General features: G+C 71.0%; 17 protein-coding genes. 4 read left to right on the forward strand and 13 right to left on the reverse strand.

Features of this window, described 5'->3' with window-relative positions:
* Positions 1–13: 13 nt before the first annotated feature.
* The 7 genes from ACFVYA_RS08695 to ACFVYA_RS08725 all read right to left on the reverse strand — a co-directional run bounded on the left by ACFVYA_RS08695 (position 14) and on the right by ACFVYA_RS08725 (position 14009).
* Positions 14–2257 carry an ADP-ribosylglycohydrolase family protein gene (locus ACFVYA_RS08695; protein ID WP_285987483.1) on the reverse strand — a complete coding sequence of 748 codons (2244 nt, stop codon included), beginning with the start codon at positions 2255–2257 and terminating at the stop codon, positions 14–16.
* Positions 2258–3673 carry a TNT domain-containing protein gene (locus ACFVYA_RS08700; protein ID WP_387043777.1) on the reverse strand — a complete coding sequence of 472 codons (1416 nt, stop codon included), beginning with the start codon at positions 3671–3673 and terminating at the stop codon, positions 2258–2260.
* Positions 3670–4119 (reverse strand): hypothetical protein, encoded by a 450-nt coding sequence (locus ACFVYA_RS08705; protein ID WP_387043779.1) that lies wholly within the window; start codon positions 4117–4119, stop codon positions 3670–3672. Before ACFVYA_RS08705 ends, ACFVYA_RS08700 begins: the two co-directional genes overlap by 4 nt.
* Positions 4119–11735, reverse strand: a complete 7617-nt coding sequence (locus tag ACFVYA_RS08710; RefSeq protein ID WP_387043781.1) for a toxin glutamine deamidase domain-containing protein — start codon at positions 11733–11735, stop codon at positions 4119–4121. Before ACFVYA_RS08710 ends, ACFVYA_RS08705 begins: the two co-directional genes overlap by 1 nt.
* 9 nt (positions 11736–11744) lie before the next feature.
* Positions 11745–12068, reverse strand: a complete 324-nt coding sequence (locus tag ACFVYA_RS08715) for a WXG100 family type VII secretion target (protein WP_387043783.1) — start codon at positions 12066–12068, stop codon at positions 11745–11747.
* The gene (locus tag ACFVYA_RS08720) at positions 12068–12601 is read right to left on the reverse strand and encodes a YbaB/EbfC family nucleoid-associated protein (protein ID WP_387043784.1); all 534 of its coding nucleotides are present in this window, start codon (positions 12599–12601) and stop codon (positions 12068–12070) included. Before ACFVYA_RS08720 ends, ACFVYA_RS08715 begins: the two co-directional genes overlap by 1 nt.
* Positions 12602–12743: 142 nt before the next feature.
* Complete coding sequence (locus ACFVYA_RS08725) at positions 12744–14009, reverse strand: MFS transporter (protein WP_387043851.1); 1266 nt, start codon at positions 14007–14009, stop codon at positions 12744–12746.
* 230 nt (positions 14010–14239) lie between these two features.
* Here ACFVYA_RS08725 and ACFVYA_RS08730 point away from each other — a divergent pair, with 230 nt between their 5' ends.
* Entirely contained in the window at positions 14240–14821 is a 582-nt protein-coding gene (locus ACFVYA_RS08730; protein WP_387043786.1) for a YqgE/AlgH family protein, read from the forward strand.
* Here the strand turns inward: ACFVYA_RS08730 and ACFVYA_RS08735 are convergent.
* On the reverse strand, positions 14818–15237 hold the full coding sequence (locus ACFVYA_RS08735; protein ID WP_364578571.1) for an SdpI family protein: 420 nt from the start codon (positions 15235–15237) through the stop codon (positions 14818–14820). The genes ACFVYA_RS08730 and ACFVYA_RS08735 overlap by 4 nt on opposite strands.
* Before the next feature lie 66 nt (positions 15238–15303).
* Here ACFVYA_RS08735 and ACFVYA_RS08740 point away from each other — a divergent pair, with 66 nt between their 5' ends.
* From ACFVYA_RS08740 to ACFVYA_RS08750, 3 genes are all read left to right on the forward strand, one after another.
* Positions 15304–16464, forward strand: a complete 1161-nt coding sequence (locus tag ACFVYA_RS08740) for an esterase-like activity of phytase family protein (protein WP_387043789.1) — start codon at positions 15304–15306, stop codon at positions 16462–16464.
* Between the two features lie 153 nt (positions 16465–16617).
* Entirely contained in the window at positions 16618–19458 is a 2841-nt protein-coding gene (gene leuS, locus ACFVYA_RS08745; RefSeq protein WP_387043791.1) for a leucine--tRNA ligase, read from the forward strand.
* 90 nt (positions 19459–19548) lie between these two features.
* The gene (locus ACFVYA_RS08750; RefSeq protein WP_387043793.1) at positions 19549–20286 is read left to right on the forward strand and encodes an SDR family oxidoreductase; all 738 of its coding nucleotides are present in this window, start codon (positions 19549–19551) and stop codon (positions 20284–20286) included.
* On the opposite strand, the gene ACFVYA_RS08755 is transcribed toward ACFVYA_RS08750, so the two are convergent.
* The 5 genes from ACFVYA_RS08755 to ACFVYA_RS08775 form a co-directional block, all read right to left on the reverse strand.
* Positions 20283–21020 carry a TetR/AcrR family transcriptional regulator gene (locus ACFVYA_RS08755; RefSeq protein ID WP_387043795.1) on the reverse strand — a complete coding sequence of 246 codons (738 nt, stop codon included), beginning with the start codon at positions 21018–21020 and terminating at the stop codon, positions 20283–20285. The two genes, ACFVYA_RS08750 and ACFVYA_RS08755, sit on opposite strands and share 4 nt — an antisense overlap.
* A 72-nt stretch (positions 21021–21092) precedes the next feature.
* Positions 21093–21659, reverse strand: coding sequence for a DUF3558 domain-containing protein (locus ACFVYA_RS08760; protein WP_387043797.1), 567 nt, complete (start codon positions 21657–21659; stop codon positions 21093–21095).
* A gap of 50 nt (positions 21660–21709) precedes the next feature.
* The gene (locus ACFVYA_RS08765) at positions 21710–22111 is read right to left on the reverse strand and encodes a hypothetical protein (RefSeq protein ID WP_387043799.1); all 402 of its coding nucleotides are present in this window, start codon (positions 22109–22111) and stop codon (positions 21710–21712) included.
* Entirely contained in the window at positions 22108–22851 is a 744-nt protein-coding gene (locus tag ACFVYA_RS08770) for an ESX secretion-associated protein EspG (protein WP_387043801.1), read from the reverse strand. The genes ACFVYA_RS08765 and ACFVYA_RS08770 overlap by 4 nt, the downstream gene beginning before the upstream one ends.
* On the reverse strand, positions 22848–24254 hold the full coding sequence (locus ACFVYA_RS08775) for a hypothetical protein (protein ID WP_387043803.1): 1407 nt from the start codon (positions 24252–24254) through the stop codon (positions 22848–22850). Before ACFVYA_RS08775 ends, ACFVYA_RS08770 begins: the two co-directional genes overlap by 4 nt.
* Positions 24255–24268: the final 14 nt, after the last annotated feature.

Raw genomic sequence — 24268 nt, forward strand, 5'->3', positions numbered from 1 at the left:
CCCCATCCTCGCGCTAATGCCGCGGGTACCGCTCGATCCAGGCGTCGCCGAGCGCGCTCAGCGCCGAGTGCCGGTCGAAGTGCCAGTACGCGTCCGAAGCGACGTTCTCGACCAGGTACCGCAGCTCCAGCTGGTCGACCCACTTCTGCGGCAGCCCGGGGATCCCGGTGCGCGCCCCGAGCAGGGCACCGGCGATCGCCCCGGTGAGCGCGCTGCGGCCAGAGTGGTTGACGGCGCGAAGCAGCGCCTGCTCCGGGTAGTTCTCGAAACCCGACAACGCGGCGAAGGCGCGTCCGAGCACCGACAGCGTCGTCTTGCCGTCGCCGATCAGCTCGGGCATCCGCAGGTCGGGCAGGCCGTGCTCGCCGAAGAACGGCACCGACTCGGCGACCATGTCCCCGATCGCCGTCCACTCCGGGCCCTGCTGGAATTGGTTGTCCGGGTTGAGCACCTCGCGGCTGGTGTTCCAGATCGGGAAGCTGAACGCGTCTTTGGTCAGCGCGTGCTCGAACAGCCAGGTCAGGTAGGTCGCGGCGGCCAGGTCGGGCTCGTCGGGGTGGGTGACGCCGGCCAGTTCGCGCACCGCCTGCCGCGCCCCGCCGCTGAGCCCGCTGCCGGGGCCGGCCATGGTCAGCGCGGCGGGCAAGGCGGGGATCAGCGCGGCCGGCCCGGTCATCGGCGGTGCGCCGGCGGCCCCGGTCGCGAGCTGGTGGTAGGCGTTGAGCTCGGCGTCGTCGATGTCCCGCCGGGCGTGCAGGTCCGGGACCTGCACGAGCCAGCCGTCCGGGGCGTCCATCGGCGCGCCCTGGGTGCGCAGCCAGCGCTGCAGCGCCCCACGGACGACGCCGGGGAACAGCTCCTCGGCGTCGCGGGATTCGGGCTGCTCGCGGTGCGGGCTGCGGATGACGGCCTCGGTGTAGAAGAGCAGCCGCTGCGTCAGCGAGCCGATCCGGCCGGGCTGGTCGAACGCCGGGATCAGGTCGGTGACGCCTTCGATGCCGAACTTCGCGTGGATGTCGTGCAGCATCATCCGGTCGACGGCCGCGCCGAGGGCCTCGCCGAGCGCGAAGCCGACGTACGCGCCCGTGACGCGCTGCCAGCCGTAGCGGAAGCCGTCGAGGTTCCGCTCGAAGTACTTGCCGAACGTGTCGAGCCGCGGCACCGTGCGGCCGGCGTTGTCGTACGCCGGGGCCAGGCCGTTCGCGCGCAGGTCGTTGGGCTTGCTGCGCGGCGGCTCCGGCATGTTCAGCCGCTTCAGCCAGGACTCGCCGAGCACGGTCTTCGCGCATTCCTCGGCCGTCAGCTCGAAGCCGCGCCGCCGGGCCTTCTCGGCCGCCATGAGCGGCGGCTTCACCGGATCCGGCAGGCCCATCCGGGCCGCGGTCTCGGTGGCGACCCGGATCAGGTCCTCCTCCGCCTCCGGGCAGCGGCCGTGCACGTCGATGCGTGGTTCGTGGCGCGGGAACCGCTTGACGATCTCCGCGAGCTCGCCGCTGGAGACGTCCTCGATGGTCGTCGGACCGCCGTTGATCACCAGGTTCGGCGGGTGCTCGAACTCGGCCAGCGTCGCGACGTCGACCTTCCACCAGCCGTGCTCGCGCGAGGGCAGCTGCCGGGTCGAGCTGAACACCTTGAGCTCGTTGCGCTCCTCGGCGAAGTAGAACCGGTCGGTCTTGCCGGTCTCCAGGTCGAGCGGGACGAACACCTCGCACCGGATCAGCCCGATGAGCAGCAGTTCCCGGGTCAGCCAGCCGACGCTGCCGAACGACAGCAGCGTCTCCAGGGTGTTGTCCGGCTTCGGGTAGCCGCGGCGGATCGGCCCGGCCTTGTACTCGGGGTTTTCGCGCTCTTCGCCGGTCTGGTTGCCCTCGGCGTCGACCTTCACCCAGCCGGCGACGGCCTGCAGCGGCACGCCCAGCTCGCCGAGCCCGGCCTTGACGTACTCGGGGTCGACGACCTCGCGCCAGTTCTCCTGGCCGGGGAACGCCACCGGCACCGACAGCCCACCGGGGTGCGGGTGCGCCTGGCGCAGTTCGCCGTCCGGCTCGCGGACGACGACCGACGGCGGCGGGAAGATCTCCTTCTCCGGCCGGCCCTCGTCGAGAAACGCGATGGTGTTGTAGGGCACCGACCAGCCCTCGGGGATGCGCAGCACCTTTTCGGTGTCCACCCGGAGCCCGGCGGGGCCGGAGACGTCCGGACCGTGCACCGCGCGCAGCCACTGGCCGACCTTGGCAATCGCTTCCGCCGCTTCCACCTACTCGATCCTCTCCAGGCTTCCGTCGGACTCGTGCTCGGCGATCGTCTTCGGCAGCACGAAGGCCACCGCGCCACCCGGCAGGTTCGCCCACGGAACCGTGATGCCGGTGATCACGTGCAGAGGGCGTCTGAGCCGGTAGCTCCGCCGCACCCGCTCCCGTTCGAGCGGCAGCGACGTCGTGGCGAACCGTACCTCGCCGTGGTGAACGAGATTGCCGGGTTCCTCGCCGAAGCGCAGGACGACCGTACCCGCCACCAGCCGGGTGATGCGCTTGTTGCGGAGCAGGGTGAGGGGAGGCTCACCCGGCGCCGGGTGCACCGGCCAGTCGTCGAGCTCTTTCGCGGTCTCCAGCGGGGTTTCGTGCCCGGCGGTCATCCGCGCGGGGTGCAGCAGCAACGCCCCCAGCAGCTGCTGCGCGGCGTCCTCGAGCCGGGAGAAGTACTTCGGCGCGCGAGGTTTCCCGCCGGCGTGGGCAGCGACTTCCCAGCCGTCGGAGGTGTAGTTGAGGCACCACGCGCCGTCCGCGCGCTCGCCGACCCGGTACGCCTCGGGCCACACCCCGTGCTCGCCGAGCCGCTGCACCAGCACGATCAGCAGCTCTTCGTCACCGAGCTGCGGGTCCGGCGTGGTCTCCAGCTCGGCGGCGACGTCCCCGGCGGTCTTCTTCACGTCGGCGCGGCCCGGCTTCGGCCGCGGCTTGCCCAGCAGGTCCGCTTCGGCGGTCCGCCGGACCAGCGGCTCGACGTACGGCGGCTGGAAGTGGTGCCGGCGGATGTGCGCGACCAGGTCCGGCTCCGGCGGCACGCCGTGCTTCGCGAGCAGGAGCGGGACGGCTTCGGACCAGATCCACGTGCCGTCGGTGTGGAAACGCTCGTCGCCGTCTTCGTGCACGACGGCTTCCCGCTCGAGGTACTGCAGCACGAGCGGCACCTCGGTGTCGGTCAGCGGCGGCCGCTCGACGTCCGGGCCGCCGACGTCGGCGTGCCGGAACACCACACCCAGCGGCAGCTGCGCGCGCAGCCGCCACCAGTCCGGGACGTGCTCGTCGGCGCGCGGGAACGCGGCGAGCTCCTCCGGCCAGGCGGCCGGCTCGGGTGCGTGGGTCCACACCGGATCGTCGTCGAGCGCGAAGTCGAAGTCGAAGCTGCCGTCGGCGTTCAGGGCGAACCGCGCCTGCAGCCAGGTGCCGCGGCCTTCGGTGTACATGCCGGCCCGCAGCTCGGTGAAGAGGTCGGCCAGCTCGTCCGGCACGGCCGTGTTGTGGCCCGCGGTCTCGGTGTGCTTCCCGACCTGCCGGAAGTCGGCGACGGCGGGCACGTCGGCGTTGACGCGGTGCTCGCGCACGAGCTTTCCCAGGCGCACCAGGAGGGTGCGCTGCTCGTCGGGCGAAAGTCGATGTTCCACGTGAATCATTGCCTCGCGTTGAACCGGCTGGTCACCGTGAACGACGGCGGCTCACCGGCGGCGATCCGAGCGGCCTCGTCTTCCCACATCTTGAAGGTGCGCTTCTGGAGCGCGTGGACCAGCGCGGTCTCCTGCGTGGTCCGGCTGCGTCCCTCCCGGGTGGCTGTGCCATCAATTCCATTGATCGTCTCGTAAAGCGCGAAGATCGGGCCGTCGCCGGACAGGAAGTGGTTCCGCTCGACCTCTGTCTCGTAGATGAACTTCTCTTCGCTGAGGGGACCGTCGATGTGCGACTCGGTCGTGGCTCGCATGACCTCGCGAATGTGGCTGCTGTCCTGGACGAAGAAACCGGTCGTCAGATCGAGGAGGGTGCCCACCAAGCCACCGTTCGGCGCCGAGTCGATCCGGTAGGCCTGGGCGTAGTACTTGTAGAACCTGGGGGTCCGAACGGCCATCAGGTGCTCTCCTCGGATGTCAGTCCCCGCCGGAAGGCTTCCTCGAAACGGTCTCGGACCTGTTCGGTCAACGCCGCGTCGAGGGCTGCTTCTTCCGGCGAGAGGAAGCCCTCGCGGCCTTCCTTCTTGCTGAAGGTCTCGAAGTCCCGTCGCACCTCGTAGAGCGCGTGCTCGTACGACGCGACGTCGTCGATGTGCGTCAGGTGCAGTCGCAGCTCGGCCACGTGCCCGTTCGGCAGCCGGACGTTCATTTGCAGATCCCGGTAGCCGCTGTCCTGGGGGTTGGCGAGCCGATCCGAGAACTTGACGATCGTCAGCTCGGGATCGGTGCGCACCGCGTCGAGTGCCCGGTACATGTCCGCAACTTGCTCGAACTGGATCTTGGTGCCGACCAGGTCGCGCAGGAGTGAACCATCCCAGCCGTACTTCGCGATCTTCGCCAGCGCTCGTACGCTGTCCTTCGGCTCCGGCCGAAACCCCGGCTGGCCATCGGTCTCGCCGGCGATCCGCTCCGTGATGCGGTTCAGCGTGCCCTGCGTCTCGGGCCAGCGTTCGCGCTCCTCGGCGACCCATTGCTTGCAGTACTCCGGATCGCCGACCCGGCCCTGGTCGAAGCTGCCGTGCCGCAGCGATTCAGGCGACGCCACGTCGGCGATCCGCGCCACGTCCGCGGAAATCTCCGCCTGCTCCGGGGTCGGGTCAAACGGCGCGACCCCCTCCTGCTCGACATCGTCGATGACGCTGTAACCGCGTTCGTTCACCTCGTGAACAGCGTCCTCGAGGATCGGGATCGCCTCGGGGTGCTTGAGCAGGCTGGCCAGCGTCTTCGGGTTGTCCAGCAGCGAGCGCGTCAAGTAGTCGTTGCCCGAGTCGGACAGCAGCCGCACCAAGCCGGGGTGTTCTCCCAGGTGCGCGCGGATGTAGTCGGCGTCCGCGTGCCCGTCGAGTGCCGCGGCGACGTCGTCCCTGGCCAGGAAGGCGTCGTGCGGTGCCGCCGAGCCGTAGCCGCCGTGGCTTTCGTTGGCGCCGTGCTCGGGCTGGACGTGCACCTCGTCCGGCGTGCCGATGTGCATCAGTTTGATGCTCTTCGGCGGCTGTGGCAGGTGCATGAGGTCGCCGGACTGCGGGTCGATGAACGCGACGCCTTCGCGGGTGTGCACGACCATCGCGACGTGCCCGTACTCGACCCCGTTCGGGCCCGAGTACTTCACCGCGACCACGGCGTGGTGGTCCAGCGGCTTCTCGCGCATCTCGCGGATGACGTCGTCGTAGCTGTCGCGCGCGGAGAACGTCTCGCCGAACCGGCCCTCGAGGTGTTCGAGCGTGCCGCGGCTGCCCATCTCGTGAGGCAGGATCGGCTCGGCCGTCATGTCACCGCCGCGCTGCCGGTCCATGTAGGCCTCGGGGCCGCGCGTGCAGTTGGTCATGTACCCGTTTTCGAGCGCGCCCGGTCGGTGGAAGCCCGGGTTGACGTCGCGCAGGTGCGGGTGCCGGTCGTGCACGTAAGCCGCGCGCTCGGACGGCGTCGTCCCGCCTGCGTGGATGGCGGGTTCGGCGGGCGGGTTCGTCGCCCGCGCCAGCCGCGAGTAGTCGTGCACCGACACCGGGGCCGGCGGCACTTCCGCCGGCGTCCCGGGCAGCTCGTGGACCGACGGCTGGTGCGGGGTGACGTGCTCCGGCTCGCCGAGACCGCCGAGCCGCTCCATGATCGCGGCCTGCTTGCGCCGTTCGAACTCGGCCGTGTTGTGCTCGTTCTCGGCACGGCGCTCGGCCATCTTCTGCTGCGCGGCCTCGGGCTCGAGGTAGCGCGGGTGGCCGGGGCCGATCTCCTCGGCCACGATGACCCACTTGCGGCGGCCGTCGGGCGTGAGTTCGAGGCGCTTCTCGTGCACCAGCAGCTGAGTGCCGGGCGGCGACAGCGATTCGCGCTCTCCCGGGTTCTCGGCGAGCTTGGAGATGTCGCGCAGGTTGTCCGACCGGACGTGCAGCTCGACGTCGTCACCGAACTTCGACGTCGAGAACTCGCTGGTCTTGATGGACGCACTGGAGAACGCGGGCTCGACGACCACCGAGCCCGGCTCGTACGGCCCGGCGACCAGCTCGGCCAGCCGCGGGTCGCCGCCGACGTCGTAGGCGCGGATCGTCTCGCCGGACTCGGGCGCGATCTGGTGGAGGCCGTCCATGATCGCGCGGGTGTTCTGCTGCGCGAGGTCGAACCCGGGGTGACCGGGGCCGCGGCGCAGGGCCTCGTTGACGTCGTAGGCGTACTCGCCGCGGGTGTAGCCGTGCAGCGCGACGGCGCCCTCGTCGGTGACCGGCAGCCCGGCGGCGTCCCGGCGGGCGAGCGCGCGGTCGTGGATCTGCTGGTAGATGTCCTCGTCCCCGACGGCCCGGCGGATGCTCTCGTGGTCGGCCGGGGTGCCGCGGTGCTCGCCGTCGAAGAGGTAGCCCTCGTCGTGCGGGAGCCGTTCGGGGGTCGGGTTGAGCCGGTCGCTGATCGGCGCGTTTTCGACGACGTGGTGCGCGGGCGCGTCCCCGCCGCCGAGCGGCATGGCGTGGATCCCGGTGGCGTCGTGCGGCAGTTCGGCAAGCCGCCCGGTGACGGGATCGGCGAACAGGACCCCGTGCTCGGTGTGCACGGCGGCTACCAGCCGCGACTCCCCGCCGGGCGTCTCGAAGGCAACGGCGGACCGCGCGCCGACGGGACGTTCCCCGAGCTCACGGGCCACGCCGTCGAAGCTGTCCCGGCTGCTCCACCGGCCGCCGAGCTGTTCGCTGACGCTCTGCTGCCGCGCCGGCCCGGCGACGACGTCCTCGCCGTTCATCCGCCGCTCGAAGGCGACCATCGACTCGGCGGCGTTGGTCCGGTAGCCGTTTTCGAGGCCGTCCGGGCTGTAGTGGTTACGCGTGTTGACCGCACCGAGCTCGGGAACGGCGTCCCGCACCAGGCGCGCGTGCTGCTGCGGCGTCTCGACGGACCCGGCGTGCAACACAGGCTGCCCCCCGGGGGTGAGCGGCTCGGCGAGCTGCGCCCAGCCCCCATCCGGCTCCCCGGTGGCCGGCGGCCGCCGTTCGGGCAGCGGCTCGGCACCCGGCGGGTCGAAGGCGTTGATCTTGCTTGCCAGGTCGCCGCTCGGCTTGTATTCGGGGTGCTCGGCGTAGAACTGCTCGAGCTCTTCGTCGGCTTCACGCTGGCGGCGTGCTTCGTCGGCACGTTCTTCGGCCCGGCGTTGCTCGATGGCGTCGCGGGCATCGGCCTCACCGAGGTGCCCGGGCTCCCCGGGAGCGATTTCTTCGGCGTGCACGATGTAGTGCGGTTCGCCAGGCCGGCGCGGGTTGGCGTCGGGGTGGCCGGGGCCTTCTTCGATGCCGGTGATCTTGAACTGCGTCCCGGGCTTGAAGAGGACTTCGTGCTCGTCCGGGATGCTGGCCAGATCCTCGACGTCCCGCCCGGTCTTGGACTGGATCCGCATCTCGACTTCCCCGGGGAACTTGCTCCGCGGGTGCTGGGCGTCGACCTTCGACGAGCTCAGGAACGACGGTTCGGTGATGTGCGCACCATCGTGGAACCGCGCGAGGAAGGCCTGCAGCCGCGAGAGATCACCCTTGAAGTCGACCCGCCGCGAAACAACGCCCTCGTGGGGCGGCAGTTCGTTCAGCCCGGAGACGAGCGCCGCGGCTTGCGGAGCGAGATGAGGCAGCTCGGGGCCACCCATCCGAAGGGCGTGGTTGAGCGGCCCGACCATCTCGTACCGCGTGTAAGCGTGCACGGCGACCGCACCGGCGTCGGACATGCCGGGGTGCCACTGGTCGCGCTTGGCGAGCGCCTCACGCCGGACCTGTTCGTGCCGCCATTCGCCGTCGACCTGGCTGTGGTGCCCGGAGTCCATGAAGGTGTCCTCGATCCGCCTGATCCCGGCGGGATCATCGGTGTGGAAGCGAGGATCGGTGAGGTAGGGCTCATCATGACCGGGCTGCCCATAGTCGTGCGCCCGAGGCGAATCGGCGGCCGCCTGCTCACCGGCGAGCGACTCGTGCCCGGCCGGGTGAGGGTCGGCGGGTGCCTCGGCCGAGGGGCTTCGGTCCACCGGGTGTTCGTCGGCGGGCGTTCCTTCGGAAGGCCGCTCTTGGCCCGGGCGTTCGTGCTGTTCCCCGGGGTGGTCTTGGTCGGGGGTGTGCTGGTCGGGTCGTTCGGCGCCGGGTTCAGCGGAGCGCTCCTGGACCGGCGGGTGTTCGGCCGTGGCCGTTTGGTGCTCGGCGGGCTGTTCGCTTGCGTGGCCGGGCGTGGGTTGGTCCGGTCGTTCGGCGCCGGGCTGCTCGATCGGCTTTTCGTGCACCGGCGACTGCTCAGCCACCGGCTGCCGCGCGGGCGTGGGCTGGTCCGGTCGCTCAGCACCGGGCTGTTCGGCTCGGCGCTCTTTGGCGCGCTCGTGCTCGGCCGTGGGCGAGCTTTCGTCCGCCGGACGTTCGTCGGCGCGTGTTCGCTCGTTGCCAGGCGCCGGGCGCTCCGGCATCGGAGCCTGCTGGTCGGCTCGTTGGGCGCCGGGCTGCTCGACCGGCCTTTCGTGCACCGCCGACTGCTCGGCCACCGGCTGCTGTGTGGGCTCGGCCGCCGGGATCGGGCGGTCCTGTGCCGGCTGCTCGAACGGTCGCTGCGTCCGCGGCTGTTCCGGCGCGCGGTCCGCCGGCCGCGGCTGCTCGAACGGTCCCCGCGGCGGCAAGTGCTCCTGTGGCGGCCCGAACCGCGGCGGCGGAATCGGCGCCGGACCGGCCGGGCGCGGCGGCCCCAGCCGAGGATCGTGCGGCGGCCGTCCACCCGGCGGAGGCGGCATCGGCGACCGTCCACCGGGGTGCGGCCCGGGGCCCTGGGGACCCCGAGGCTGGTTCGGATACCCGGCGGGAAGCTGCCCACCAGCCATCGGCGGACGCTGCCCACCCTGCGGCGGAACCCCCGAATGCGGCGGCATCCGCCGCGGATCCTGCGGAGCCAACCCACCCTGAGGCAACTGCCCGTTCGCCCCCACCGGCGGCACCCCACCCTGAGGCGGCCGCACCCCCGGCGGCTGCCCACCCTGCGGCGCGTGCCCACCTTGCGGCGCGTGCGCCCCCTGCGGTGGCTGCGCCCCCTGCGGTGGCTGCACGCTCCGCGGCGGCTGCTCACCCTGCGGCGGCCGAGCGCCCGGCTGTTGCGCACCCTGCGGCTGCACACCGTGCGGTGGCTGCGCACCGTGCACCCCCGGCTGCGTACCCTGCGGCAGCTGCCCGCCCTGCGGCTGCGCACCCTGCGGCGGCTGCCCGCCCTGCGGCAGCTGCGAACCGGGCACCCCCGGTTGGGCACCTTGCGGCTGCGCCCCCCGCGGCGGCTGCGCACCAGGCACCCCCGGCGCACCGTGCGGCGGCATCGTTCCGGGCTGAATCGCCTGCCCCCCGAGCGGCGGCTGACCACCGGCCTGAAGCGGTTGCCCCCGGTGCGGCGGTTGACCGCCCGGTTGCGCCCCGTGTGTCGGCTGGCCGCCGGGTTGAGTGGGCTGTCCGTTATGCGTCGGCTGGCTGCCCGGTTGCCTCGGTGGTGCCCCGTGTGGTGGCTGACCGCCCGGCTGCCCACCATGGAGCGGCTGCCCACCAGGCTGGGCGCCGTGTGGGCGCTGGCCTCCCGGCCGATACCCACCCTGCGGCATCGGCGGCTGACCACCCTGCAGCATCCGTCGGGGATCCTGCGGGGGGACCCGTCGCGGCTGGTCGCCTCCGCCCTGCGGCGTCGGCTGGCCGCCCGGGCGCGGACCCGGGCCGCCGGCGTTCGGCAGGCCGCTGCCGCCCGGTGGCGGTGGTGGCGCGAAGCCGCCCGGTGGTGGTGCCTGCTGCGGTGACGGTCCGTTCTGGAACGGTGCCGTCCCTCCCTCCGCCGCGAACGGCTGGCTCGGGCCGCCCGTGAATCCGGCCGCTCCGACGTTGTCCTGGGGGCGGCCGCCGCTCTGGCGTCCCGGTTCCGGGCCGGAGCCCGGGGGTGGCGGGGCCATGCCGTAGCCGCCCTGCGGTGAGGCGCCGCCCGTCGACTGGTGGCTCGAAGCCGCCGCCGGCTGCTGGACCTGGTCGGCGCTGGTCCGCGACCCCTCGGGCGCGCGATGCTCGGAAACCGGCTGCGGCCCGCTGTCCGCACGCTGCTGCGGTTCGCTCTCTCGCCGGACGTCCGGCTCCGACGCCGTCCGTGCTTCCACCGGAGGCGACGCCTCGCGGCGAGGTTCCTCACCACGCGATTCCGGCTCGGACGGGGCTTCGCGGCGTGGTTGCTCGGGTTCCGGAGCGGCCTCACGGCGAGACTCCTCGCCTCGCGACTCCGGGGCGGAGGAGGCTTCGTGACGCGGTTCCTCGCCTCGTGATTCAGGTGCCGAGGCCGCCTCGCGGCGTGGTTCCTCACCGCGCGATTCCGGCTCCGAGGCGGCTTCGCGGCGAGACTCGGGCTCCGACGAAGATTCAGCCCGCGACTCTGGCTCGGAAGACTCACGGCGGGACTCCGGCTCGGAAGAGGACTCACCCCGGGACTCCGGTTCCGAACCCGACTCCTCCGCCCCCCGCCGCGACTCCCCACCGGAGTCACCAGAGCCACGGGAGTCACCAGAGCCACCAGAGTCACCGTCCGAGTCGGCCCGCGGGATGTTCGCCTCGTGGACCGAGTGCATCTGCTCCTTCGCGCCCCCGACCGCACCGCCGACGGCTCCGCTGGAAGCGCCCATCAGCAGCTGCTCCGGCGTCAACGATCCCAAATCGCCGGTCACCGCCGCCTGGCCGACCGTCTGGGCCACTCCCTCGACCGCGCCCCGCGTTCCCGCCCGCATGGCCGCGTCCGCGATCTGCCCGCCCGCGCTGTGCGAAAGTCCCTCGGTCGCCCCGCGTCCGATGGAGCCCGAAGCCGCCCCCACGACTCCGCCGACCGCGCCCGAGATCGCCGCGTCCGAGGTCTTCGACCAGTCCCAGTCCTTGCGGTCGCCCTTCGCCATCTGCAGGCCCTGGATGCCCGCGTCCATGCCGAGGTTGATCGCCTCGTTCTTGAGGACCTCCATGCCGATCTTCTTGAGGCCCTGCTTGAGCAGCTTCTCCAGCAGCTCCTTCGCGACCTGCTTGAACCCCTGCTGCGCCAGCTTCTCGAGCAGCTGCCGGAACAGCATCTGCACGGTCATCCGGGTCGCGATCTGGGCCGGCGCGATACCCGCCGTGGAGCCGCCGAACGTCACCGCCGCCGCCGCGATCATCGCCGCGATCTGGGCCGCCAGGACGATCAGCGAGATGATGATCATGTACTTCGTGTACTCGACGTCCAGCGCCGTCTGGTCGCACGAATCCCCGAGGGCCTTCGCCGCGTCGGCCAGCTGCTTGAAGTACGCCTCGTCGCCTTCGACGAACTTCTTCCACTGCTCCGCGAACGCGTCGGCGCCGTCACCCGTCCAGTTGTCGCGGACGCCGGACGCCGCTTGGCTGCCCGTCTCCGACACCGGGCCGATCGCCGACGACGCCGTGTGCCACGCGTCGCGCAGCGCGCGCAGCTTGGTCTCGTCGCCCTCGGGCCAGCTCTCCCCGACGACGATCGGCAGCAGCCACTTGACCGCGTCGGGCATCTCCATACCCACGCGTCATTGCCCCTTGCCGAGCTGCGACGTCACGTCTTCGTCGGCGCCCGAAAGGGCCTTCATCGACTTGGCGACGTTCTGCTGCATCCCCCGCAACCCCGCCACGAGGTTGGTGAAGCCTTCGACGGCGCCCTGCGCGCCCGGCACGTAATCCTTGGCGAACTCCTTGCCGGAGTCATCGCCGCCCCAGCACTCACCCTGCGCCGCGAGGGCGGACTGCAGTGCCTTCGCCGCGTTGTCGAGCGCGTCGGCCGCCGTCACCAGGCCGTTCGACGCGCGCAGGACCGCGTCCGGCTCCGCGGTGAACCCGGAACCCCCATCCGGCATCAGTCGCCCCTCGTCATCCAGGACGACGGTGGCTCGTCCTCCTCGTCACGCGGCGGGCGGACGCGCTTGGGGGCCGGCTTGGGCGCGGGGACCGGCGGCTGCTCGTTGCGCAGGATCGACCCGCCGTCCTCGAACGACTCCGGTCGCGGGGCCGGCGCTTCTTCCGCGACGAACTCCGGGATCGGCGGCACCAGGCCGGCCAGCGACGGCGCCCCCTCGACCAGGTCGGCGAGGTCGGGCAGGCCCTCGGTGATCGGCGCCATCAGGTCCGCGATCTTCTGCTTGACCTGCATCGATCCCTGGCGCACCAGCGACTGGACGGTGTTCGCGAGCTGCGCGGGTGTTGTGCGCTCGAAGGTGTTCGGGGCGAATTCGAGTTTCGCGAGGCTGCCGCCGGCGTCGATGGTGGCGCGGACCAGCCCGTCGGGGGAACTGACCTGGGCGGTGGTTTCGGCGGCCGCGGTCTGGGCGTCACGCAGCTGCGCTGTCTGCCGCTCGAAGTTCTCCAGGAGGGTGTCCATCTGGTCCTTCATCGCGGCATTCCGTGCTTCGAGCCGTGCACGGTCGTCGCCCGCGGTGGTCACAGGTGCCCCCGGTGTCCCTCGAACCTACTAATGACTTGCCGTCACCCTAATGCCAATGGAGCAGTGACCGTGACCGGTTCGGGTGTTTGCGTCAGCGAATCGCACGCCGCCGGGCGAGCACGTACCCCGCTCCGCCGACGAGGTAGCAGGCCGTCGCGGCGATGAGCAGGCCCGGCGACCGGCCGTCGTCCGGCACGACCAGCGCGCCCAGCGAAACCGCCGCCACCTGCGTGATGTTGAACAGCGTGTCGTACAGCGCGAACACCCGGCCGCGGGCTTCGTCGGCGACGTCGAGCTGGATCGACGAGTCGACGCAGAGCTTGAGCACCTGCCCCGCGCCGGTGATCACGAACGACGCGGCCAGCGCGAGCGGCAGCACCATCGGCAGGCCCAGCGCGGACTGCGCGATCGCGGCGAGCAGCAGCGAACCGAGCACCGCGCGCAGCCGGCCGAACCGGCGGATCAGCCGCGCGGTCAGCAGGCCGGCGAGCAGCAGCCCGGCTCCGGCGAGCACCGCCATCTGCCCCAGCCCGGGCAGGCCGGCGCGCAAGACGCCGTGGTCGGCAAAGTAGTTGCGCATCAGCAGCACGGTGACCAGAAGCGATACCCCGAACGACGCCCGGTGCGCGAACAGCGCGATGAACCCGGCGGTGACGCTGGGCGCGCGCCACGCGTGCCGGGCACCGTCCGCCAGCCCCCGGGCAACGGCCAGCACCGCGTTCGGCGGCTCGTCCACCACCGTCGGCCCGAGCACGCCCCGGGCGAAGCCGCGCGCGATGAACGCCGAGACCAAGGTGCCGAGGACGGCGAACACGGTCGTCTCGGCCGATCCGATGTCGTTGCTGCCGAACAGCGCCCGCAACCCGATCGCGCAACCACCGCCGATGACGGCGACCACCGAGCCGAGCGTCGTGGCGAAGGCGTTCGCCGTCACGACGCTCTCTTCCTCCACGACGTGCGGCAGTGACGCCGAGAGCCCCGAGCCGATGAAGCGGGAGATGCCTTCCGCGGCCAGGGCCAGCGAAAACAGGCCGACTCCGCCGAATCCGAATCCGACTGCGGCGGACGCGCAGACGATCGCGAGGCCCCGCAGAAGGTTCGCGAAGATCAGGACGCGACGGCGGTCCCAGCGGTCCAGCAGGGCACCGGCGAAGGGGCCGACGACCGAATACGGCAGCAGCAGCGCGGCGAACCCGCCCGCGATGGCCAGGGGGTCGGCGGCGCGCTCGGGGTTGAACAGAACGGCTCCGGCAAGACCCGCGCGGAAGACGCCATCGCCCCAGCTGGCGGCGAAGCGGGTGAACAGCAGCCGCCGGAAGTCGGGATCCTTGAGCAGCTCCCGAGGGCCTCTTCGCACTGTCGCCGTCCGAGCGCTGATCGTCACGAGGCAAGAGTAGAGGGTGGCCGACGCACTGAGGTCGCCTCTCGGCGGCTATGCGCAGTGTGGCTCCAGCCGGACGGTATTCCACAAAGGCGGTTCTTCAGTGAGCCCGGGGGACACGGAGTGCGCCGGCCACATGTTTCAAACGAGGCTGTTGGGGCGATTGTTCCCGAGCCGAAGTCATTCGCCGGGCCAAGGGTGGGATCATGGGTCGCGTGCCAGCGGACGCCGAGGTTGAACCGGGAACGCTCCTGGTCGCCGCCCCCACGATGGTCGACCCCAACTTCCGGCGGACCGTGGTGTTCGTCATCGATCATCGCGACGAGGGCACGCTCGGCGTGGTCCTGAACCGGCCGAGTGATGTCGCCGTGCACGACGTGCTGCCGAACTGGGGCGGGCACGTCGCCGAGCCGCAGGCGGTGTTCGTCGGCGGCCCGGTCGAGAAGAAGACCGCGTTGTGCCTGGCCGCGCTGCGTACCGGCGAGACGGCGGCGAGCGTGCCGGGGGTGATCGCGGTCCGCGGGCCGGTCGCGCTGGTCGACCTGGACACCGATCCCGAGGCGCTGGTGCCGAAGGTCCGCGGTGTGCGCGTGTTCGCCGGCTACGCGGGCTGGGACTCCGGGCAGCTGGCCGGCGAGATCGAGCGCGACGACTGGGTCATCGTGCCCGCGTTGCCGAGCGACATCCTGGCCTCACCGGACGGCGACCTGTGGAGCCAGGTCCTGCGTCGGCAGGGCATCCCGCTCGCGCTGCTGGCCACCCATCCGGGCGACCTCCAGCGGAACTAGGCCTCTTCCTTCTTGAAGACGCCGCAGCCGCCGGCGCCGCACGCGCAGCCGCTGCAGCCGGCCGGCGCCGCCGGAGCCGGGGCGGGCACGGTCAGCGCGGCCCGGTTGCCGAGCACGCCACCACCCATGACCAGCACCAGCATCGCGAGCACTCCCGCGAGCGCGGCGGAGATCAGGCCGCCGGTCGTCGGCATGGCCAGCCCGGCCAGCCCGGTGAGCACGGCGATCGCGCCTCCGGCCATGGTCGGCAGGCCCGCGACGCGGTTGGCCAGCTTGAAGGCTTCTTCGCTGCGCAACGCCGCTTCCGTGCGCACCCCGGTGCCGCCCTCGCGCGTCAAGCGCTCGCGGAACCCGAGAAACCCACCAAAACCGACGAGCAGACCCAGCACGACCGGAACCAGCGCGATAGCGAACACGGGGTCAAGGATAAGCGTGACGTCCCGGCAACCTGCCGGATACCCTGATCGACTGTGCTACAGGCCATGTCACCGCGTGTACTGCCCACCGTCCTGACCGCCGCCCTGATCGGGGGAATCCTCGCCGCGGCGCCGGCCGAGGCGACCGAGAGTCACCAGCGGCCGATTCGGCTGCTCGGCGAACAGATCGTCCCCAACGCCCTGCAGTTCCAGGGCACGACGGTCGGCGGCCTGTCCAGCATCGACTACGACCCGCGGACCGGCGGCTACGCGCTGATCTGCGACGACCGGTCGGCAATCAACCCCGCCCGGTTCTACACGGCGACGTTCCCGGTGTCGGCGAACGGTGTCGGCCCGGTCACCTTCACCGGCACGAAGCCGCTGCTGCGCCCGGATGGCACGCCGTACCCGCCGCTCGCGCAGAACGACCCGTCGAAGCCGCAGAACGAGCAGACGATCGACCCCGAAGAACTGCGCGTCGACCCGTGGACCGGCGACTATTACTGGTCGCAGGAGGGTGAGCGGACGGCGACGACGCTGATCGACCCGTCGATCCGCGAGGCGCGCCGTGACGGCGAATACGTCCGCGACCTGCCGATCCCCGCCAACGAAAAGATGACGCCGACGGCGGGCCCGCGGCAGAATCTGGTGCTCGAGGGCATCACGTTCACCGGTTTCGGTTCGCTGCTGGCCAGCGAGGTCGAGGGCCCGCTGCTGCAGGACGGCCCCGAACCGACCACGACCACCGGCGCGCTGTCGCGGATCACCCTGCAGTCGCGCTTCGGGCCGGTCCTCGCCCAGTACGCCTACCCGCAGGAGCCGCTGTTCGCCGCGCCCGTGCCGTCGACGGCGTTCGCCACGACCGGCGTCTCCTCGATGCTGGCCGTCGACCAGGCCGACCCGGCGAAGTTCCTGATGATGGAGCGTTCGTTCAGCACCGGCGTCGGCAACAAGGTGCGCGTCTACGAGATCGACACGACGGGCGCGACGAACGTCCTGAACGTGAAATCCCTCGCCGACGCGAAGCACGTCAAGCCGGTGAAGAAGCGGTTCCTCTTCGACGCGGCCGCCCTCGGGCTGTCCACAGTAGACAACCTCGAGGGCATGACCTGGGGGCCGAAGCTGCCGAACGGCGAGCGCAGCTTGATCTTGGTCAGCGACAACAACTTCTCCGCGACCCAGGTCACCCAGTTCGTTGCACTGGCGGTCCCCGCGGAACGGCTTTGACCAGCAAGTTAAGATGAACGTATGAACGCGGCTCGGCTGCTCCTTAGCCTGCCGCGCTGACCAGGCCCGGCCTGGCCGGCGTGGCGACCCCTCATGCCCTGGTGGCTGAGGGGTCGAGTTGTTTCTGGACCAGCTCCGACGAAGGAAGACGGCATGACTGAGGCGACAGGGACTGACGTCCCGGCGCACCGCTACACGGCCGCGCTGGCGGGTCAGATCGAGCAGCGCTGGCAGGACCACTGGGCCGACCAGGGCACCTTCCACGCGCCCAACCCCGTCGGGCCGCTCGCCGTCGAGGGGCAGCCGGTGCCCAGCGACAAGCTGTTCGTCCAGGACATGTTCCCGTACCCGTCGGGCTCCGGCCTGCACGTCGGGCACCCGCTGGGCTTCATCAGCACCGACGTCTTCGCCCGGTACCACCGGATGATCGGGCGGAACGTGCTGCACACGATGGGCTTCGACGCGTTCGGCCTGCCGGCCGAGCAGTACGCGGTCCAGACCGGGCAGCACCCGCGCAAGACGACCGAGGAGAACATCCGGACCTACCTGCGCCAGATCCGGCGCCTGGGCCTGGGCCACGACGAACGCCGTCGCATCTCCACGATCGACCCCGAGTACTACCGCTGGACTCAGTGGATCTTCCTGCAGATCTTCAACAGCTGGTACGACACCGACGCGGGCAAGGCGCGCCCGATCGCCGAGCTGGAGGCCGCGTTCGCCGACGGATCGCGGCCGGTCCCGGGCGGCCAGGACTGGGCGTCGCTGAGCGCGGCCGAGCGCAAGACGATCATCGACGACCACCGCCTGGTGTACATCTCCGAAGCGCCGGTCAACTGGTGCCCGGGCCTGGGCACCGTTCTGTCGAACGAAGAGGTCACCGCCGACGGCCGCAGCGAGCGCGGCAACTTCCCCGTCTTCCGCCGCAACCTGCGGCAGTGGATGATGCGGATCACCGCGTACGCCGATCGCCTGGTCGACGACCTGGACCTGCTGGACTGGCCGGAGAAGGTCAAGTCCATGCAGCGGAACTGGATCGGCCGTTCGCACGGCGCCCGCGTCACGTTCTCCTCCGGTGACGACGGCATCGAGGTCTTCACGACCCGGCCGGACACCCTGTTCGGCGCCACCTACATGGTGCTGGCGCCGGAGCACCCGCTGGTCGACAAGCTGACCGCGGCCGAGTGGCCCGCCGACGTCGACTCCCGGTGGACCGGTGGTGCGGCGACGCCCGCCGAGGCGATCAAGGAGTACCGCGTCGCCGCGTCGCGGAAGTCCGAGCTGGACCGGCAGGAGAACAAGGAGAAGACCGGCGTCTTCACCGGCGCGTACGCGACGAACCCGGTCAACGACAAGCAGATCCCGATCTTCGTCGCCGACTACGTGCTGATGGGCTACGGCACCGGCGCGATCATGGCCGTGCCCGGCCAGGACGTCCGCGACTGGGAGTTCGCCGAGAAGTTCGGCCTGGAGATCATCCGGACGGTCCAGCCGTCGGAAGGCTTCGACGGCAAGGCGTACACGGGTGACGGCCCGGCGATCAACTCGAGCTTCCTGGACGGCATGGACGTCGCCGAGGCCAAGAAGACGATCATCGACTGGCTGACCGAGAAGGGCGCCGGCACCGGGACCGTGCAGTACAAGCTGCGCGACTGGCTGTTCTCGCGCCAGCGCTACTGGGGCGAGCCGTTCCCGGTGGTCTACGACGAGGACGGCGAAGTCCACGCCATTCCGGAGTCGATGCTGCCGATCGAGCTGCCCGAGGTCGCCGACTACTCGCCGGTGACGTTCGACCCCGAGGACCGCGACTCGATGCCGTCGTCGCCGCTGGCCCGCGCCACCGACTGGGTCGAGGTCGAGCTGGACCTGGGCGACGGCCCGAAGACCTACCGCCGCGACATCAACACGATGCCGAACTGGGCGGGTTCGTGCTGGTACCAGCTGCGCTACGTGGACCCGACGAACTCGGAGACGTTCTGCGCACCGGAGAACGAGCAGTACTGGATGGGCCCGCGCCCGGGCGAGTACGGCGCGGACGACACCGGCGGCGTCGACCTGTACGTCGGCGGCGTCGAGCACGCGGTGCTGCACCTGCTGTACTCGCGGTTCTGGCACAAGGTGCTGTTCGACCTGGGCCACGTGACGTCCAAGGAGCCGTACCGGAAGCTGTTCAACCAGGGCTACATCGAGGCGTACGCATACACGGACGCGCGCGGCGTGTACGTCCCGGCCGAGCAGGTCGAGGAGCGCGACGGGAAGTACTTCTTCGACGGCGAAGAGGTCACCCAGGAGTACGGCAAGATGGGCAAGAGCCTGAAGAACGTCGTCACGCCGGACGAGATGGCCGAGAACTACGGCGCCGACACGTTCCGGTTCTACGAGATGGCGATGGGCCCGCTGGCCATGTCCCGCCCCTGGGCGACCAAGGACGTCGTCGGCGCGCACCGGTTCCTGCAGCGGCTGTGGCGCCTGGTCGTCGACGAGACGACCGGCGAGCTGCGGGTGTCCACTGAGGACGCTTCGGAGGCGGACCGCAAGGTGCTGCACAAGACCATCGCGGGCGTCCGCGAGGACTACGCGGAGATGCGGTTCAACACCGCCGGCGCGAAGCTGATCGAGCTGAACAACCACGTCACCAAGGTGTACGGCGGGGCCGCTTCGACGCCGCGTGAGCTGGCCGAGCCGCTGGTGCTGATGCTGGCGCCGCTGGCCCCGCACCTGGCCGAGGAGCTGTGGCGCCGGCTGGGGCACGTGGATTCGCTGGTGCAGGGCCCCTTCCCGGTGGTGGACGAGAAGTACCTGGTCGAGGACTCGGTCGAGTACCCGATCCAGGTCAACGGCAAGGTCCGCTCCCGGGTGACGGTCCCGGCTTCCGCGTCGTCCGACGAGGTCCAGGCGGCGGCGCTGGCGGACGAGAAGGTCGCGGCGATGGTCGGCGACGGCTCGCCGCGCAAGGTGATCGTGGTGCCCGGCCGGCTGGTCAACATCGTCCTCTAACGCGAGGGCGGAAAGACGCCAGTAGTCGGCGGTCATCCCCGATTTGATTGAACGGTCAAGGAAAACCGTTCGATCGAAGGAGAACCGGGGATGACCCTCGACGGCAAGGTGGCACTGGTGACGGGCGGCAGCCGGGGCATCGGAGCGGCCACCGCACTGCGGCTCGCCGAGGACGGCGCGGACGTCGCGCTGACATACGTGCACAACGCCGCGCGGGCGGCCGAGGTGGTCGAGCAGATCAAGCACCTCGGCCGCCGCGCGCTGGCGATCCAGGCGGATTCGGCCGACGCCGCCGCGGTGTCGGCGGCGGTTTCGGCGACCGTCGCGGAGTTCGGCCGGCTGGACGTGCTGGTGAACAACGCGGGCGTCGGGTTCGTGGGCGCGTTCGGCGAAACTTCTTTGGAGGACGTCGACCGCGTGCTGGCGGTGAACGTCCGCGGCGTGTTCGCGGCCACCCAGGCGGCGGTCGGTGTCCTGGCCGACGGCGGCCGCGTGATCACGATCGGCAGCTGCGTCACCGACCGCGTGCCCGGCCCGGGCATGGCGCTGTACGCCACGAGCAAAGCAGCGATGGTCGGCCTGACCAAGGCGTTGGCCCGCGAGCTGGGCCCGCGCGGAATCACGGTCAACCTGGTCCACCCGGGCCCGACGGACACGGACATGAACCCGGCCGACGGGCCTTTCGCGGCCGACCAGCGCGCCCTGACGGCGTTCGACCGCTATGGAAGGCCGTCCGAGGTGGCTGCGGCGGTGGCTTACCTCGCTTCACCCGGCGCCGAGTACGTGACGGCGGCGGTGTTGTCCGTGGACGGCGGCCACGCGGCCTAACCGGAGTAGAGCCCGATCTCCCGCGCGAGGTCGGCGAGCATCGCCTCGAACAGGACGTCCGGTTTGGACATCGGGATCGGGTAGTTGCCGAAGACCTCGAGCGTGACGTGCCCGTAGAGCCGGGCCCAGAACTGGATCATCAGGTACGTCACGCCGAGGTCGATCTTCTCCACCGGCACACCCTGATCGGACTCCACGAGCACGGTGACCAGCGACTCCTGGAAGGTCTTCAGGTCGTCCCGCAGCTCGTCCGGCACGCCACTGGCCGACGGCAGCACGATGTCGTGCCGGGCGAGCACCCGCCCGGCGGCGGCGAGGAAGATCCGCCCGAACGGCTCGTCGACCCGGCTCAGCGCACTCCCCGACGTCGACCCGACACCGCCGGTCGGCGACGCGAAAACCAGCGTGAACTCCTTCGTGTGGGTGAGCGCCCACCGCCGGAAGCCCTTGCAGATGGCGAACAGCTGCAGCATCCCGTCGTCCGGCAGTTCGGCGATCTCCTCGGCGAGGTCGTGGGCCAGGTCGGCGCACACGTCCAGCCGCAGGTTTTCCACGAGGTCGTCCCGCGACTCGTAGTACCGGTAGAGCGCGGGCGCGGTGATCCCCAGCTCCCGCGCGATGGCACGCAGGGTGACCGCCTCCGGCCCCTGCTCGACGAGCAGTTTCCGGGCGGTCCGCCGGATGTCCTGTTCGGTAGCCGCACGCGCGCGACCCCTGCGGGTGGGGTGGCTCATCCGAACAGTCTAGGTGGTTGGTACGACAGATTTTGCATTAACGCGATGTCCGCCGTAACGAAAAGGTGCAGCTCAGGCCCGCGCCTTGAGGTTCGTCAGCACGGTGTCGGCGACCCCCCGCCCGAGCTGGCAGGCGTCCTTGCCGGCCTGGACCGCCGAGTCACCGATGCTCAGCGAGACGGAGTACGCGAGGTTGTCCGCGACGCCGACGACGATCACGCAGGCACGGTTGTCCGTCGTTCCGGCGTCCACGTAACCCACCGCCGGATACCCCTGGATCGGCTCCAGGTCGTCCACCCAGCGTTTCGCCTTCGGCTTCGCATTCTTGTAGGTGAGGCTCAGTCCTTGTCCGGACTTGGTGTCGTATCCGACCAGGATTCCGGCTGCCGTTCCCGCGGCGCTGGCCCAGTCGCACGTGGGGCCCAGTTCGGTGTCGCTCGCCTTCGGCGCGGTCGGTTGCCCCAGGTACCCCGTGAGTTGTCCGGCCGTCAGAGCCGAGTCGCAGGGGCTGCCGTCCAGTGCGGCAGCGGGAAGCGGGTTGCCCACCTTCGGTGCCCCGCTGTTCGGCAGTTCCGCGCCGGTGGTCGACGCGGGGCTGGCCGTGCCGTTCGTCGGGGTCTTGCCGGTGCACGACGTCAACAGAGCAGCTCCCAAAGTGACTGCTGTGGCGGCCAGGAGAACATGACGCCTCATTCGAGCGACCCCTTGATCGTCTTGGTCGAGTCTGCTGCTTGCTGATCCGCGGCCTCGGTGATGCCGAGTGCTTGCTGCAACTTCTGGATCAACTCCGTGAGGTAGTTGAACTGGTAGTGCAGGTGGCCTTCGTAGTACGCGGCCGCCTCGTTGATCCCGTTCGGCCCGTTCACCGCCGCTTGGCTGACAGGTTCTTCTGCCGGCGGTCTCGCCTGCATCAAGTACCGCGCCTTTCGCAACTGCTCGGCGAGTACCTCACGTTGAGTCTTGGCTTTCTCGAGCGTCGCGCGCATTTCGGCCGAGCTCATCGCGAAGCCCTGCCCACCGGCCGGCTGCGATCCGCCGCTCGGCATGTCCGTCGCCCAGAAGCTGATTCCGCTGAACATCGAACCCGTCATCGTCCTCCCCCTAACCCGTTCAGGGTCGCGTACAGGACATCGGTCAGCGCACCCCGGGTCCCCGGCTGGAAGCTGACCATCCGCTCGCGCTCCGGGTACACGTACGTCAACACCCGCCCGGTCCCGGCGACGTCCACCGCGGTGATCGGGGCGCTGCGAGTCCCCCGATTCACGGCGTAGCACTGGTGCAGCCCTGTCCGCCGTGCCGCCATCAGCCGGCGCGCCCACGGCAACGGGTCCCGTCCCCGGTCGGCGGTCGGGTCGTCGAGGTCGTACGAATCCTCGACCGCACGGCCCGAGAACCGCGCTTCCGGGATCGAGACCGCCGAAATCCGTGCGGGCGGGACCGGCGGCAGCACGTCCACCAGCGACTCCGCGAGCCGCGACGGTTCCACGGCGTCGATCCGGACCGTGTCTTCCTTCCGGATGAGCCGGAGCGCGTCGGGGCCGGCTGCCGACACGAGTACCGCGCCCGACTCGTCCGCTTCGATGTCGCCCAGCCACGCCGTGAACTGGTGGGCGCCCTTCGCCAGGACGCGCAGGACATCGCGGAATTCGCGCGTCAACGTGCCGCCCGTGGCGAGCCGGAGCGATGCCAGGACGTCGAGGACCTGCTCGTCGAGCCGCTTGCGGGTCTCGCCGCCGAGCCAGAGGTTGTCGGCGCCCAGGACCGCGGGCGGCGTGCCGTGCCGTTCCCACTCCCACGCGGTGAGCAGGGCGGCCTTGGGCAGGAAGATCACAGCCCGATCACCGGGGGCACCGTCCGCTCGTCGGAGCCACCGAAGATGCTCTCCGGATCCGCCTCCACCAGGTACGACGCGCGCTGGTGCTCCGCGTCCTCCTCACCCTTACCGCCCTTGGCGCCGGGGCCCATGCCGCCCATCCCGGGCGAGCCCGGTTTGCCCGTCGCGCCGCCGCGAATCCCGCCGGCGGCCCCGGGACGTCCTTCGCCGGGGACGCCGGCTCCGCTCGCCGAGCCCGGGCCGCGGGCACCCGATCCGGGACCGTTGCCTGCGCCGCTGCCGCTGCCCGCACCGGACGACGAGCCCGGCCCGAAGCCGCCACCCGGGCCGAAGCCCGGCCCGAAACCGGGGCCGAAGCCGCCTCCGGGACCCGAGCCGGGGCCGAACCCGCCTGGTCCCGTGCCCGGTGGCTGGTAGCCCGGCGGGTACTGCGTCGACGGCGGCACGTAACTCTGCGCGCGAACGCTGTCGTCCACGCCGGAGGTGTGCGATCCCGGCGGCGTGACGTGCCCTGGCGGCGTGACCTGCCCCGGCGGCGGTGGCTCGACGACCGGCGGGTGAACGGCCGGCGGGTGAACGGCCGGCGGCGGCTGCACCTGGGTTCCGATCGACCGGTCGTCGTCACCACCGGTCTGCGTGCGCTTGCGGGCCGGCGGCTCGACCGGCTTCTTCGGGTCCTGCACCGTGAAGTCGCCGCCGGTGTACTCGCGGAGCTGGCCGTAGTCGATCGTGCGGGCCGCGGTGTTCGAGCTGGACTGCTGCGAGTACGCGTTGTACCGCTCGACGTTCTCCTGGGCCTTCTGGTTGTACTGGTTGATCTTGTCTTCGGTGTCGGTGTCCCACGGTGTCGCGACGTCCCAGGCGCTGCGTGTCGGCGGCTGGTCGGTGACGTCCGGGTGCAGCGAGTTCCTCAGCTGGTGGAACTGGTCGATCTGCGCCTGGGCCAGCGTCGAGTTGCGGTCCAGGGTGGTGGACGCCGACGTCGCCGAGGCCGTCAACGGCTGGAGCCGCTCCCGGGCCGCGTCCGACGCGCCGCCGGTCCACGCGGATTCGAGACCGGCGGTCAGTTCACGCGTGCCCTGCTCGAGCTGGCGCTGGTAAGCCGACTGGTCGACGCCCGCCTGGTGCACCTTCTGCAGCGACTCGGTGCCGGGACCGGTCAGCACGGCCTGCACCAGCTGGCCGGGTGACAGCCCGGAAGCCTGCGGGTTCGCAGCCCCGGTGCCGGTCTGCGAGCCGACGTACGCCCCCGCGACCGCGCCGGGCAGCCCACCCGCGAGCAGGCCGACGCCCGCGCCGGTCAAGACGTTGCCGAGCCGCTCGCCACCCGACTGGACGGCGTGCGCGATCTCCGACCCGACGTGCTTGGCAGCGTCGAGCATGTCGCCGAACAACCCCACCGAACAGCGCTCCC

The organism is Amycolatopsis sp. NPDC058278 (genome assembly GCF_042881395.1).
In the GTDB taxonomy this organism is placed as follows: domain Bacteria; phylum Actinomycetota; class Actinomycetes; order Mycobacteriales; family Pseudonocardiaceae; genus Amycolatopsis.

Excerpts from the sequence above, each read along its gene's own strand:
- ACFVYA_RS08700 (WP_387043777.1), bottom strand. The coding sequence starts at position 3,673 with ATGATTCACGTGGAACATCGACTTTCGCCCGACGAGCAGCGCACCCTC.
- ACFVYA_RS08705 (WP_387043779.1), bottom strand. The coding sequence starts at position 4,119 with ATGGCCGTTCGGACCCCCAGGTTCTACAAGTACTACGCCCAGGCCTAC.
- ACFVYA_RS08710 (WP_387043781.1), bottom strand. The coding sequence starts at position 11,735 with ATGGAGATGCCCGACGCGGTCAAGTGGCTGCTGCCGATCGTCGTCGGG.
- ACFVYA_RS08715 (WP_387043783.1), bottom strand. The coding sequence starts at position 12,068 with ATGCCGGATGGGGGTTCCGGGTTCACCGCGGAGCCGGACGCGGTCCTG.
- ACFVYA_RS08720 (WP_387043784.1), bottom strand. The coding sequence starts at position 12,601 with ATGAAGGACCAGATGGACACCCTCCTGGAGAACTTCGAGCGGCAGACA.
- ACFVYA_RS08730 (WP_387043786.1), top strand. The coding sequence starts at position 14,240 with ATGGGTCGCGTGCCAGCGGACGCCGAGGTTGAACCGGGAACGCTCCTG.
- ACFVYA_RS08740 (WP_387043789.1), top strand. The coding sequence starts at position 15,304 with ATGTCACCGCGTGTACTGCCCACCGTCCTGACCGCCGCCCTGATCGGG.
- leuS (WP_387043791.1), top strand. The coding sequence starts at position 16,618 with ATGACTGAGGCGACAGGGACTGACGTCCCGGCGCACCGCTACACGGCC.
- ACFVYA_RS08750 (WP_387043793.1), top strand. The coding sequence starts at position 19,549 with ATGACCCTCGACGGCAAGGTGGCACTGGTGACGGGCGGCAGCCGGGGC.
- ACFVYA_RS08755 (WP_387043795.1), bottom strand. The coding sequence starts at position 21,020 with ATGAGCCACCCCACCCGCAGGGGTCGCGCGCGTGCGGCTACCGAACAG.
- ACFVYA_RS08765 (WP_387043799.1), bottom strand. The coding sequence starts at position 22,111 with ATGACGGGTTCGATGTTCAGCGGAATCAGCTTCTGGGCGACGGACATG.